Origin of the sequence: Pseudomonas sp. BF-R-19 (assembly GCF_019956445.1) — a bacterium.
Lineage (GTDB): Bacteria > Pseudomonadota > Gammaproteobacteria > Pseudomonadales > Pseudomonadaceae > Aquipseudomonas > Aquipseudomonas fluorescens_BH.
Genome location: NZ_JAHBDN010000114.1, coordinates 159,136 through 172,454, shown reverse-complemented (window position 1 = coordinate 172,454; position 13,319 = coordinate 159,136). Strand labels below are relative to the sequence as shown.

The 13,319-nt window shown below is 58.2% G+C and carries 11 protein-coding genes and 1 pseudogene; 1 reads left to right on the top strand and 11 read right to left on the bottom strand.

The genetic code is table 11. The features are described from left to right. Positions 1-1,028: 1,028 nt before the first annotated feature. Positions 1,029-1,475: pseudogene (locus tag KGB28_RS30185) on the top strand (integrase); the annotation flags it as partial. A 98-nt stretch (positions 1,476-1,573) separates the two neighbouring features. Here KGB28_RS30185 and KGB28_RS30180 read toward each other — a convergent pair. The 11 genes from KGB28_RS30180 to KGB28_RS30130 all read right to left on the bottom strand — a co-directional run bounded on the left by KGB28_RS30180 (position 1,574) and on the right by KGB28_RS30130 (position 13,276). Next, complete coding sequence (locus KGB28_RS30180; RefSeq protein WP_223449088.1) at positions 1,574-1,891, bottom strand: hypothetical protein; 318 nt, start codon at positions 1,889-1,891, stop codon at positions 1,574-1,576. 230 nt (positions 1,892-2,121) lie between these two features. Continuing rightward, positions 2,122-3,327, bottom strand: coding sequence for a tyrosine-type recombinase/integrase (locus KGB28_RS30175; protein ID WP_223449087.1), 1,206 nt, complete (start codon positions 3,325-3,327; stop codon positions 2,122-2,124). A 428-nt stretch (positions 3,328-3,755) separates the two neighbouring features. Beyond that, a complete protein-coding gene (locus tag KGB28_RS30170; protein ID WP_223449086.1) occupies positions 3,756-4,502 on the bottom strand; it encodes a S24 family peptidase in 747 nt (248 codons plus the stop codon). A gap of 229 nt (positions 4,503-4,731) precedes the next feature. Beyond that, positions 4,732-5,259 (bottom strand): inorganic diphosphatase, encoded by a 528-nt coding sequence (gene ppa / locus KGB28_RS30165; protein WP_007990564.1) that lies wholly within the window; start codon positions 5,257-5,259, stop codon positions 4,732-4,734. A 113-nt stretch (positions 5,260-5,372) separates the two neighbouring features. After that, entirely contained in the window at positions 5,373-6,185 is an 813-nt protein-coding gene (locus tag KGB28_RS30160; RefSeq protein ID WP_223449085.1) for a zinc-dependent peptidase, read from the bottom strand. A gap of 4 nt (positions 6,186-6,189) precedes the next feature. Continuing rightward, a complete protein-coding gene (locus tag KGB28_RS30155; RefSeq protein ID WP_008052342.1) occupies positions 6,190-6,846 on the bottom strand; it encodes a DedA family protein in 657 nt (218 codons plus the stop codon). A gap of 270 nt (positions 6,847-7,116) precedes the next feature. Continuing rightward, on the bottom strand, positions 7,117-7,578 hold the full coding sequence (locus tag KGB28_RS30150; RefSeq protein WP_007990572.1) for a GNAT family N-acetyltransferase: 462 nt from the start codon (positions 7,576-7,578) through the stop codon (positions 7,117-7,119). A gap of 114 nt (positions 7,579-7,692) precedes the next feature. Further along, complete coding sequence (gene eutC / locus KGB28_RS30145) at positions 7,693-8,517, bottom strand: ethanolamine ammonia-lyase subunit EutC (protein WP_223449084.1); 825 nt, start codon at positions 8,515-8,517, stop codon at positions 7,693-7,695. Between the two features lie 8 nt (positions 8,518-8,525). Further along, positions 8,526-9,920: an ethanolamine ammonia-lyase subunit EutB gene (locus tag KGB28_RS30140; RefSeq protein ID WP_150726941.1), complete on the bottom strand. Its 1,395-nt coding sequence runs from the start codon at positions 9,918-9,920 to the stop codon at positions 8,526-8,528. A gap of 174 nt (positions 9,921-10,094) precedes the next feature. After that, positions 10,095-11,468 (bottom strand): ethanolamine permease, encoded by a 1,374-nt coding sequence (gene eat / locus KGB28_RS30135; protein WP_150715986.1) that lies wholly within the window; start codon positions 11,466-11,468, stop codon positions 10,095-10,097. A 287-nt stretch (positions 11,469-11,755) separates the two neighbouring features. Continuing rightward, the gene (locus KGB28_RS30130; RefSeq protein WP_008052346.1) at positions 11,756-13,276 is read right to left on the bottom strand and encodes an aldehyde dehydrogenase family protein; all 1,521 of its coding nucleotides are present in this window, start codon (positions 13,274-13,276) and stop codon (positions 11,756-11,758) included. Positions 13,277-13,319 lie beyond the last annotated feature (43 nt).

Genomic DNA, 13,319 nt, shown 5'->3' with positions numbered 1-13,319 from the left:
CGTACCCGAGTTTCACGCATGTATGGAATGTTGATTTGGTCAGTAGCTCGCTAACTAATTCAGCATCTACCTGTGACGATCACCACCCTAAAAATAGCCGTGGCGCATCCAAATGTGGGTAAGCCTGTGAGAACACCGCAGTCCGCTCCTCCATGCGGGTCCATCCAAGCGGGGCTGCAAAGCCGCCCTGCTTGGATGGACCTCACTTAAAAAATCTAAAGCCCACGCAACTGTCTGTGGAAAACCACTGATTTCCACCGGTGGATAATTTCATCCACAGCCGCAGAACTCTCGAAAATTCGAGCCTTGACCCGAATTATCCACAGGCGTAGAAAAGATCGGGCAAAGCGCTGTCGTTGACAGCAACCCAGGTAGCCCGAACCTTCAAGGCTACGCCACACCGTGGTGGTTCACCCCAAGTGCGATTAGCGTCCGGCGGCTCGCACGGTCACAGCGATGTGATGGATGCCTACTTCTACCCGAGTGCCCACTGCGGCAACTCATACCCTTTTATAGCTGCCCTGCAGCAATCTATTCGCTTGGCCATTTCCTTGCGCCAACCTGCGCCCGTCTCTTTCTTCCGGAAAGAGACGGGCGCTCCTACCGCTGCTGCAGCCCAACTCGTACACGGCTTTGCGGCATTCCCCCTCGTGACAATCGGCGTGACAAACACCGAAGTCGCCAGCAACAGCGATGCAGATGATGGTGCCGCAGCCCACGGAATGGACTGCACCTGACTGACAGTCAGGCATGCCCCGGTCATCGCTTCACTGCCTTCACCCGACTCAGGATCTCGCGGCGCAGGTCTCGTCACCCAGCGCAGCCTCCACCCGCCCACGTCTTCGGAAGTGTTCAGGAGGCCAGATCATGAGATGCCCAAGCTCCCGGTCGTAAAGAGCCGTCAGTCCCGCGTTAGTGGACAACCCCCACAGGTCGCAGGGGCCTTGATCCCTGATAACACTCAACATTTTTTGGCGGGGTGACGTGGGGAAAGTTTTAAAAGTTTTGGCTTCGAGAGGAGTTTGATCATGACATTGGTAGGTAGGCGGGATGGGCGCAATTTTGGCTATGGTCGGCAACTGAGCTATGCCGGGCCGCAGGCATTGCGCGATCTATTTGGCGGCGGGCATTACGGCACGGTCAAAGCACACAGTAATCGCTGGCAGGCGTTTGTACGCTGGTGTCGGTCGGAGGAAGGGCCGGGGTTTAACGATGCTCGGTTAATTGATCGGCAGGCGTTACTGGATTACGCCGGCCATCTCCGAAACCAAGTTGAACAAGGTTCCTTGGCCATCGCGACCGCACAAAACCGGCTGTCCAGCGTAAACCGAACCCTCGCCGCGCTTCGCGGTGATCAGTCTGTGAAGGTGTCGAGTCTGAGCAAGGCTTTAGGACTGCAGCGCACAATCGTCCGCACAGCATCCCCGCAAGGCCAGGATCGTGAACAGGTTAAGCGGATCGTCGAGGTGCTCTGCGGCTTACGCTGTTTTTCGGAGTCACGCTGAAGCGTTGGTCCATACCATCTAAATCCCCCAGATCAAAAAATGAACTGAGGGAATTCAGCATGTTGGTATTAACGGGGATAGTCCTTCGACAAGGCTGCGTAATTAGCATGAATCCAAGCTTGAACTTTAGCGCGTCCCTGCGTTGTACCCGGAAGCTTTTCATGAATCATCCATTCCACGATTAGGAGGCTTTTGAGCGTGTTGTTGTTATCTTTCCAGCCAATTGAGTTGATCATGTCGACCACCTCATATTTTTCTTTTCTGCTGAAACGGTCAGCATCTTCGTCAGTCTTTTTTGGATCGTCCCCTTTCACAGCCGTTTCGCTATAGTCGGTGTAGTAGAGATTGCTGGGTTTGATCTTGATTAGCATGTTTGAGGTGGTCATTTGCAATGCGCCGAGGTATGCCCGCGAATTGGGGCAGTATTGAACTGATGGCACTGGATCCAATTTTCAAGTGGGCTGACGCTTGGGCTTGTTACAAAATGCTTCGGTGACTGCATTGTTTATCGCGCGCAACGTGCATTTACGATTGCCGTCACGCACTGTCTACCCTCTTCCAATCTACGTTATGCAGCAGTCCACAATCCTGCTCACTCTGAGCCTTCTGGCCTGTATTAAGTCTTCTCGGAGGTGGCGTACCGCGCCCACAGCTCCATCAGCTCACGACGCTTATCGAAGAAGTCAGAACGGGAATACGCGCTTTCGGTCTCCCCGCGCTCATCATGAGCCAGCGCTAGTTCACAAATTTCTCTGGGAATGCTGGTCTGCTCGCCTGCCCAGTCGCGGAAGGTCGAACGAAACCCGTGGCGAGTGATGCTTTCATAGCCGAGCCCATGCAGGAGGTTACGAATCCCGTTGGCATGCATCACGCCGCTGCGGCCGCGCCCCGGAAACACGTAAGGGCTCTCGCGGGCGAGCTTGGGAAGACCCTTCAACATTGAGATGACCTCGGGTGCGAGCGGGATCGCGAAAGCCTGGCGTGTTTTCATTCGTTCGTCGGGTAAAGACCAGCGACCAGTCTCAAGGTCGAATTCGTCCCAGCGTGCGAATCGGACCATATGCGAACGGGCGCCAGTTAGGATCAACAATTGAGCCGCGACTGAAACGTGGCTGGGATCCTTGTGCAATATATCCATAAGCTTCGGTAGGTCCTGCCATTTCAATGCAGGATGGTGCTGGCGTTTGCGAGCTTTTTTCTTCTCGTGACGACTGAGCAGATTTTCCAGATGACCGCGCCAGCGAGCCGGATTCTCGCCTGTCCGAAGTCCTTGCGCTCTAGCAGCATCGAGGATCTGTTCGATTTGCCCACGAACCTCGTCAGCCGTCCGCGTTTTGGTTGACCATAGTGGCTGCAGGGTCTTGATCAGATGTTTGGTCTCGATCTGATCAGCTGACTGCTTCCCTATTGTAGGGAAAGCATAGAGCTCGAGTTTTCTCAGCCAGCCCTTGCGCCATTTCTCCGACCAGCTTGATCCATGGGCGTCTAGGTAGTCAGAGGCCAGCTTCTCGAAGGTAATCAGCTGCGCCAGTTCCCGGCGTGCGGCTTCTCGCTGAGCGACTTGTTCAGCCTGTCGTTTCGCGAGTGGATCAGTGCCATTGAGTATCTGGACTTTATTTTCATAGGCGGCTGCGCGGGCTTTTTTTAGGTCGAGCTGAGGGTAGCTCCCCAGACCCATCTCCCTGCGTTTGCCGTTCAATTGAAAGCGGAGCACCCAGGTTTTTCGTCCTGAGGGTTTCACTAAAAGGCGAAGCCCATCACCGTCTTCGTACGTCCCGGCCACAACTAAATTCTTGATTTGATTGGCGGTCAGTTTGCCCATTTTTTCGCCCTCTGTTCCCCCACTTGTTCCCCCACTTACGCGTGGAACGCCTCGGATCAAAACGGAAGTCACAGGAACGAAAATAGGCTTAAACCCTTGATCTAGCAAGGCTCTCGCGGTTTTCAGTAGATGAGGGTGGCTTTCAAAAAGACATTAAAAAGCCGGCTTGTGGCCGGCTTCTCGGGGACTGGCTTGGATCATTTTTGGTAAACCGCGCCAGCCTTCAAAACGTACACCCGGATCTTGCGTCCGGCTGTGGGACCTGGTGAGAAAGTCATCTGTCAGGTCAGTGCATCCGAGCCGCAAGGCGGGTCGATGCGCAAATGTGGGGCGCAGCATACGCAGGTTTGACGCAAATTCCCAGCGGGAAGTGCCGGGCAGAGCCGTTCGGCCACCCGGGTGGGCGGTCGATGGGCGTTCTGGCGCGCTTAAAGAAACGGCACCACCGGCCGCCGTTTGTTCAGGGTCGACCACCAGAACACCCAGCCCAGCACCCTGATGTTCTGCTCTTCGAGTTGTGCGGCCCTGAAGATTTCATCCGGGTACTCGGCGCGGTTGTGGCTGCGCAGTCGCAGGGAGTTGCCCGGTAGTCGGTGCAGGTACTTGATGCGTAGCATGCCGTCATGTTCGATGGCGTAGATCTCGCCATCGATAATCTGGGTCAGGCCACGGTCAATCGCCAGGGTCGAACCGTCTTCAATTTTCTCTCCCATACTGTTACCGCTCATGAAGACACAGATGGCGTCGGCGTGGTTGATTTCCAGGGAATCAAGGTGGCTGCGGGGCAGGCGGATGGATTGCCCGGGGTCTTCTATGACGTGGGTCTCGTTGGAGCCCGGGGCGATGACAGCTTCTTTGTACAAAGGCAGTTCGACGTCGACAGGCTCAATGACTGTATAGACACCGCGGATGGTCTGGGCATCGAAGGTGTTGCCGGTTTCGTCGAGCAGGCGCAGGTGTTGGGCGTCTTTCGAGCCTTCGCCGGTTTTCAGCCAGTCGCTGCTGACGGAGAGTTTTCTGGCGACTTCTTCCATGCAGTGGGCGGGCACACCGCGGGTGTACCAGTTATGTACATTTTGCGGAGCCGTATCCAGGAATTCGGCAAATCCGGTGGTCGTGATGCTCGCTGCTTCGAGGAGCGCTTTGAAGCGTGGGCCGCTAGTGTTCTTTTTCATGAACGCGAGTCTACTGGCGGCTAACAAGGGTTTGAATAAACGCCTCGTTCAAATTTTGCGGGAAATTTACGACTGGATGTAAGACGCTCTTGGGGAATTTTAAACAAGTAAAAACCAAGATCGAGGCGGGTTAAACGCAATGTTTAGCGTGCTTATCAAGCGCCCACAAAAAACCCCGGATCAACCGGGGTTTTTCTTGAAGCTTGTCGCTTGAAGCTCGCGGCTGCTCTTAACCTTTGTAGGCAGCAACCGATTTGGTGATCGCTTCGCGGGCGGCGTCTGCACCGGCCCAGCCTTCGATCTTCACCCATTTGCCTTTTTCGAGATCCTTGTAGTTCGCGAAGAAGTGCTCGATCTGCTGGATCAGCAGCGCTGGCAGGTCGGTGTATTCCTTCACGTCAACGTACAGCTGGGACAGCTTGTCGTGTGGGACTGCGATGACTTTGGCATCACCGCCGCCGTCGTCGGTCATGTTCAGGATGCCGACCGGACGGGCGCGGATTACCGAACCTGGAGCAACCGGGTAAGGGGTTACGACCAGCACGTCGAGGGGATCACCGTCGTCAGCCAGGGTGTTCGGGATGTAACCGTAGTTGGCCGGGTAGAACATTGGGGTGGCCATGAAACGGTCAACGAACAGGCAATCGCTGTCTTTGTCGATTTCGTATTTGATCGGCGCGTGGTTGGCCGGAATCTCGATCGCGACGTAGATGTCGTTCGGCAGGTCTTTGCCAGCCGGAATCTTGCTGTAGCTCATTGGGCGTTGCCCCCGTTAGTTGACCAAAAACACTTGGCCGGATTGACCAAAAAGTGGCGGCGATTATAGGCATATTCCTGTATCGACGCCATGGACCAGAAGTCGTATGGCGCTCACTGGTGTGCCTGATAGACAGGATCATGCGCCTGAAGTTGCTTCAACCTCGCCAGCGGGTCCTGGCGATAGAACAACTTCAACTGCTGGTACACCTGTGGATAGGCCTCGTGCAGCAAATCCGGGGCGCTGAAGAAGTATTCGCTGGTGACGGCGAAGAACTCGGCAGGGTTTTCTGCGGCATACGGGTCGATGGCAGTTTCGGCATCGTGATTGCGTTCCAGTTGCCGGTCGAGGTCGTTGTAGGCCTCTTGCATGACGCTGGCCCAGTCGCTGACGCGCATGTCGGCATGCAATGGCGGCAGGCCGTTAGCGACACCGTTGAGCATGTCGAGCTTGTGCGCCAGTTCGTGGATCACCAGGTTGTAGCCTTCCCAGCCACCACTGGCCATTACGCCGGGCCAGGCGAGGATGATCGGGCCTTGCTGCCAGGCTTCACCGCTGTGCTCACCGTCCCATTCGTGCTCGACGCCGCTGGCATCGCGATGGCGCTGGGGGCTGAGGAAGTCGTCGGGGTAGAGGATGATTTCGTGGAAGCCCTGATACCAGTTCAGGTCGCCAAGGTGCAGCAGCGGCAGTTGCGCCTGGGCAGCGAGCAGCAAACGTTGTTCCTGATGCAGTTCGACACCGGGCAGGGCGCTCAGGTGCTTGTCTTCGAGGAACAATACGCAGGCTTCGCGCAGCCATTGGTCTTCGGCGGCGCTGATGCCATCGAGAAAACTCAGGTGATGGCGCACCCGTTGCCACATGTCATCGGCAATCGGGTGTTTTGCCAGGGTACGCCGGCGACGCCAGGCGCTCAGGGACCACATCGTGTCAGCGCGATTCGGCTTTGGAGTTCGAACCGGCAAGGCGGTTACGCACCATGCCAATGATCATCGGCACCAGCGAGATCAGGATGATGCCGACTACCAGCAGCGACAGGTTCTTCTTGATGAACGGTACGTTGCCGAAGAAGTAACCGAGCGTTACCAGGCCTCCGACCCACAGGATGGTGCCCAGCACGCTGAAGGCAAAGAAACGCGGATAGGGCATCTTCCCCACGCCGGCGACGAACGGTGCAAAAGTACGGATGATCGGCAGGAAGCGCGCCAGGGTCACGGTTTTGCCGCCGTGCTTGTCGTAGAAGTCGTGGGTTTGTTGCAGGTAGTCGCGACGGAAGATCTTCGAGTCCGGATTGCTGAACAGTTTTTCACCCGCCGTTCGTCCGATGATGTAGTTGGTGCTGTCGCCCAGGATCGCCGCCAGCATCAGCAGGCCGCCGAGCAGTACCGGGTCCATGCCGCCACCGGCCGCCACGGCGCCGGCGATGAACAGCAGGGAGTCGCCCGGCAGGAAGGGCATGACCACAAGGCCGGTTTCACAGAAGATCACCATGAACAGAATGGCGTAGATCCATGCCCCGTAGTTGGTTACAAGCATGTCGAGGTAGACGTCGAGATGCAGGACAATGTCGATCGGGTTGAAATCCATGGAAAGCACCTGTGGTGACGGCCCGTCTCAGCAGACCTGTGCGGATGACTTCGCGTAAGACTACGGATAGGGGTAGTTTTTCTTACAAGCCGGGAATATCGGGATTATACGAGGCGAGTGGTGAAAATCGCGTCGAGATTGTAGCGGGGAATGTCATCACAGGGCTGATGTTTGATAACGATCAGGTGGGAGCGAGCCTGCTCGCGATGCCGTTGCCTCGTTGGACCAGTGTAATCCGATCGATGCCATCGCGAGCAGGGTGCAGGTGATTCAGAGTTCGTCGCTGATCGGCAGCACATAGTTCTTGAATTCGGTGTCTTCCTTGAATCCGATGGACTCGTAGGTTTTCTGCGCGACTTCGTTGTTGCTGCTGGTGGAAACACGCATGCGCACGGCATTGGTTTCCTTGGCCATTTTTTTGGCGGTGCGGATCAGGTTGTCGGCCACCAACTGGCGGCGGGCGTCCTCGGCGACATAAATATCGTTGAGGATCCATACACGCTTGAGCGAAAGCGAAGAGAAGCTCGGGTACAGCTGGCAGAAGCCCATCAGTTTGTTGCTGTCGTCATCGGACAGCGCCAGATAGATCACCGATTCCTTGCGACGCAGGCGTTTTTCGAGGAACGCCCGGGACGAGTCCGGATACGGCAGGGAACCATAAAATTCGCGATATTTGACGAACAACGGGGTCAGCAGGTCCAGGTGTTCGAGGGTCGCTTGAATAATCCGCATGGTAGGTCTCGTCTTCAAGTGGCTGTCTTACGTCTCTGACGGCGATGGGAAACCCTTGGCGGCCGCGCAACGATCCTGCCTGAAACTGGTACGAATGTGCAATGCGCAAGCGGTTCACGCATTCGGCGGGCCGAGCAGGAAATTTCCTTTCATGTCGCCTCCCGTGTCCGACTCCAGTGTCTGAACCTGCGCTTCGTCCTTCAGATTGACCCCTGACAACTGCCGCCGGCAGGCTTCGCGCATCAAATACAGCAAACGGTGTGCCGCCATGCCGTAGCTCAGGCCTTCGAGCCGGACGTTGGAGATGCAATTACGGTAGGCATCGGTAAGGCCGACCTTGGGATTGTAGGTGAAATATAAACCCAGGCTGTCCGGGGAGCTGAGGCCAGGGCGTTCGCCGATGAGGATCACGGTCATTTTTGCGCCAAGCAACTCACCGATCTCATCGGCGACGGCCACCCGGCCCTGTTCCACGAGTATGACTGGCGCAACAGTCCAGCTGTCGCCGGCCATTTGCTCTTCGAAGCGCGCCAGAAACGGCAGGGTATGGCGATGAACGGCCAGTGCCGACAGGCCGTCGGCGACCACGATCACCAGATCCACGCCTCCCGGATGAGCCGCTGCGTAATCACGCAGGGTCTGCGCCGAGGCATCACTGAGTTTTCGCCCCAGGTCGGGGCGTTGCAGGTAGATGTTGCGATCCGTCGCCGCACTGTGCAGCAAAAGACACTGGCGATCACGTTCGGCCAATTGCGCACTGAGGGAGGCATGCTCAAACGGCAAGTGCACCGCATCCCGCGCCTGAGCGTGGGCGTATTGGAAGTCCAGTTGTGCACGGGTGGGAATGCTGGTGCCGGTGCGGCCCAGAGCGATTCGCGCCGGCGTCAGGCGCCGCAGTTCCAGCCAAGGGTTGTGTGGATCGAAGGGTAGTTTATCCATGTCAATGCTCATCCCAGTTGCGCCAAGGCCTGCCGGAAGGCTGGCGGCAGGCTGTCGCCGAAGAGAACCCTGCCATCCGCTTGAGTGAAGATGCCCATTTTCGCCAGCCACTGCTCGAACTCCGGTGCAGGCTTCAGGCCCAGGGTCTGCCGGGCGTAGAGCGCATCGTGGAACGAGGTGGTCTGGTAGTTGAGCATGATGTCGTCGGAGCCGGGGATGCCCATGATGAAGTTGATCCCGGCGACGCCCAGCAGGGTCAGCAGGGTGTCCATGTCGTCCTGGTCGGCTTCGGCGTGATTGGTGTAGCAGATGTCGCAACCCATGGGCACACCGAGCAATTTGCCGCAGAAGTGGTCTTCCAGGCCGGCGCGGATGATCTGTTTGCCGTTGTACAGGTATTCCGGGCCGATGAAGCCGACGACGGTGTTGACCAGAAACGGTTTGAAATGCCGCGCCACGGCGTAGGCCCGGGTTTCGCAGGTTTGCTGATCGACGCCATGGTGGGCGTTGGCCGACAGGGCGCTGCCCTGGCCGGTTTCGAAGTACATCAGGTTCTGGCCCAGTGTGCCGCGATTGAGGCTCAACCCTGCGTCGTAACCTTCCTGCAATATATTGAGGTTGATGCCGAAACTGGCGTTGGCCGCTTCGGTGCCGGCGATAGACTGGAACACCAGGTCCAACGGCACGCCGCGATTGACCGCTTCGATCGACGTCGTGACATGGGTCAGCACGCACGCCTGGGTCGGGATTTCGTAGCGCTGGATGATCGCATCGAGCATCTCCAGCATCGCGCAAATCGAGGCGATGCTGTCGGTGGCCGGGTTGATGCCGATCATGGCATCGCCGTTGCCGTGCAACAGGCCGTCGAGAATGCTCGCGGCGATGCCCGCCGGTTCGTCGGTGGGGTGATTCGGTTGCAGGCGCGTGGACAGTCGACCGCGCAGGCCCAGGGTGCCGCGAAACTGCGTGACCACGCGGATTTTCTGCGCGACCAGTACCAGATCCTGCACGCGCATGATCTTCGATACGGCGGCGGCCATTTCCGGAGTCAGACCGGGGGCGAGGGCGCGCAGGACCTGCTCGTCGGCGGCATCGCTGAGCAGCCAGTCGCGAAAGCCGCCAACAGTGAGGTGGCTGACGACCGCGAAGGCTTGTTTGTCGTGGGTGTCGATGATCAGGCGGGTGACTTCATCGGACTCATAGGGAATCAACACTTCTTGCAGGAAGTGGGATAGCGGAATGTCGGCCAAAGTCATCTGGGCTGCGACGCGTTCGCCGTCATTGAGGGCCGCGACGCCGGCCAGAAAATCCCCGGAACGTGCCGGGCTGGCCTTGGCCATCACATCCTTGAGGCTGTCGAAGCGATAGGTCTGGGCGCCGACGGAATGGGCATATACGGCCATGGGGCGGGCCTCCTGATCAATTTAAAATGCGATCCGCTTTTTTGTGGGAGCGAGCTTGCATCCGCCATAGGTGCTGAATGACACACCGCCTTCGCGAGCAAGCCCGCTCCCACAGGGGAATTGCATGCACTTCAATAATGCAGGCGCCGGGCAGGGGGCCCGGTGCCGGTGCATTTAGATACCTTCGAGCATAGCGTCTGCCGGTGCCTCGGAACGTTGCTTGGCGGTCAACTGGAAGTACAGGTAACCGGCAACCATGAAGCCGAGGAAAACCAGGCCGATCACGGTGTTGAACCAGGCCATCGCCACCAGGCACACCACCGCCAGGAACAGCGCGATCCCCGGTACGATCGGATAGCCCGGCGCGCGGAAGGTGCGCTCCAGGTTCGGTTCGGTCTTACGCAGTTTGAACAGGCTCAGCATACTGATGATGTACATCACGATGGCACCGAATACCGACATGGTGATCATCGCCGCCGTCAGGGTCATGCCTTGCAGGTTGATCAGGCCGTCGCTGTAGATCGCCGCGATACCGATCACACCGCCGGCCAGAATCGCCCGATGTGGCGTCTGGAAGCGCGAGAGTTTGGCCAGCCCCTTGGGTAGGTAACCGGCGCGAGCCAGGGCGAAGAACTGCCGGGAATAGCCAAGAATGATCCCGTGGAAACTTGCCACCAGACCAAACAGACCGATCCATACCAGCATGTGCATCCAGGTCGAATTATCGCCGACCACGGCTTTCATCGCCTGGGGCAGCGGATCGTTGATGTTCGACAGTTGACGCCAGTCGCCGACGCCGCCGGCCATCACCATCACGCCGATGGCCAGGAACACCAGGGTCAGAATGCCGCTGACATAGGCTCTGGGGATCGTGCGTTTCGGGTCCTTGGCTTCCTCGGCGGCCATGGCCGCGCCTTCGATGGCGAGGAAGAACCAGATCGCAAAGGGGATCGCTGCAAAAATCCCGGGAATCGAGCCCATCGTGAACTCGTTCGAACCTGACCAGCCATTGAGCACGAAGTTACTGAAGCTGAAGCCCGGGGCGACCACGCCCATGAACACCAGCAATTCAGCGACTGCCAGCACGGTGACCACCAACTCGAAGGTGGCCGCGATGCTGACGCCAAGGATGTTCAGGCCCATGAACACGAAATAGGCGCCAACGGCGGCGATCTTCGGGTCCAGTTCCGGGTATTGCACGTTGAGGTAGGCGCCGATGGCCATGGCGATGGCCGGTGGCGCAAAGACGAATTCGATCAGGGTGGCGATGCCGGCGATCAACCCGCCTTTCTCACCAAAGGCCCGGCGGCTGTAGGCAAACGGCCCGCCAGCGTGGGGAATTGCCGTCGTCAGTTCGGTGAAGCTGAAGATGAAGCAGGTGTACATCGTCGCCACCATCAACGCGGTGACGAGAAAACCCAGCGTGCCTGCGGTGCCCCAGCCGTAACTCCAGCCGAAGTACTCGCCGGAAATCACCAGGCCGACGGCAATGCCCCATAAATGCAGGGTGCCGAGTGTGGGTTTGAGCTGTGTGGAAGAAATAGTCATAAGTCCTCTCTAGTTTTTATTGTTCGATCTTTTGGACTTTCGGGTACGACGGGTTGGGTGCAATTCCTGAATGATGGGTAGGCAAGGCCCGTGCCAGAGCGGCCAGGCCTTGGGTGTTGTGTCATTTAGGGCGCCTTCGTCGGAACGCCGCCCGGAGCAAGCCCGCTCCCACATTGGACTTGTGTCGGTTACCTGATGGGGGTTTACACAAATCCCCTGTGGGAGCGGGCTTGCTCGCGAAGGCGGTAGAAAGGGCGACACAGAAACACCTGTGTCGCCCCCGGTTTTTAGAAGAAGCCCAGCGGATTGATGTCGTAGCTCACCAGCAGGTTTTTGGTCTGCTGATAGTGGTCGAGCATCATCTTGTGGGTTTCACGGCCGACGCCGGACTTCTTGTAGCCACCAAACGCGGCGTGCGCCGGGTACAGGTGGTAGCAGTTAGTCCACACACGACCGGCCTTGATGGCGCGGCCCATGCGGTAGGCGCGGTTGATGTCGCGGGTCCAGAGGCCGGCACCCAGGCCGAACTCGGTGTCGTTGGCGATGGCCAGGGCTTCGGCTTCGTCCTTGAAGGTGGTGATGCTCACCACCGGGCCGAAGATTTCTTCCTGGAACACACGCATTTTGTTGGTGCCCTTGAGCAGGGTCGGCTGGATGTAATACCCGCTCGCCAGGTTGCCCTCGAGTTTTTCCACCTTGCCGCCGGTCAGCAGTTCGGCGCCTTCGCCCTTGGCGATTTCCAGGTACGAAAGGATTTTGTCGAATTGCTGCTCGGACGCCTGGGCGCCGACCATGGTGTCGGTGTCCAGCGGGTCGCCACGTTTGATTTGCAGGACCTTCTTCATCACCACTTGCATGAATTCGTCGTAGATCGACTCTTGCACCAGCGCGCGGGAAGGGCAGGTGCAGACTTCGCCCTGGTTGAAGAACGCCAGCACCAGGCCTTCGGCGGCCTTCTCGATGAAGGACGGTTCGGCCTTCATGATGTCTTCGAAGAAAATGTTCGGCGACTTGCCGCCCAGCTCCACGGTGGACGGAATGATGTTTTCCGCCGCGCATTTCATGATGTGCGAGCCGACCGGGGTCGAGCCGGTGAAGGCAATCTTGGCGATGCGCTTGCTGGTGGCCAGGGCCTCGCCGGCTTCGCGACCGAAACCCTGGACGATGTTCAACACGCCCGGTGGCAGCAGGTCGCCGATCAGTTCGACCAGCACGGTGATGCCCAGTGGGGTTTGCTCGGCGGGTTTGAGTACCACGCAGTTGCCAGCGGCGAGAGCCGGGGCGAGTTTCCAGGCGGCCATCAGGATCGGGAAGTTCCACGGAATGATCTGCCCGACCACGCCCAGTGGTTCATGGATGTGATAGGCCACGGTATTGCCGTCGATTTCGGCAGCGCTGCCTTCCTGAGCGCGAATGCAACCGGCGAAGTAGCGGAAGTGGTCGGCGGCCAGCGGGATGTCGGCGTTGAGGGTTTCGCGCACGGCTTTGCCGTTGTCCCAGGACTCGGTGATCGCCAGCAGTTCCAGGTTCTGTTCGATGCGGTCGGCGATTTTCAGCAGCACCAGCGAGCGCGCCTGGGCGGACGTGGCGCCCCAGGCATCGGCAGCGGCGTGGGCAGCGTCCAGGGCCTTGTCGATGTCTTCGGCCGTGGAACGGGGGAATTCGGCAATCGGTTGGCCATTCACTGGCGAGGTATTGGTGAAGTACTGACCTTTGACAGGCGCGACGAACTCGCCGCCGATGTAGTTACCGTATTTGGCTTTGAACGAAACGATAGCGCCTTCAGTACCGGGGTGAGCGTAACGCATGGTGGTCTCTCCTTGCTTTTGTGCTTATAGGGAGTCGCGCATG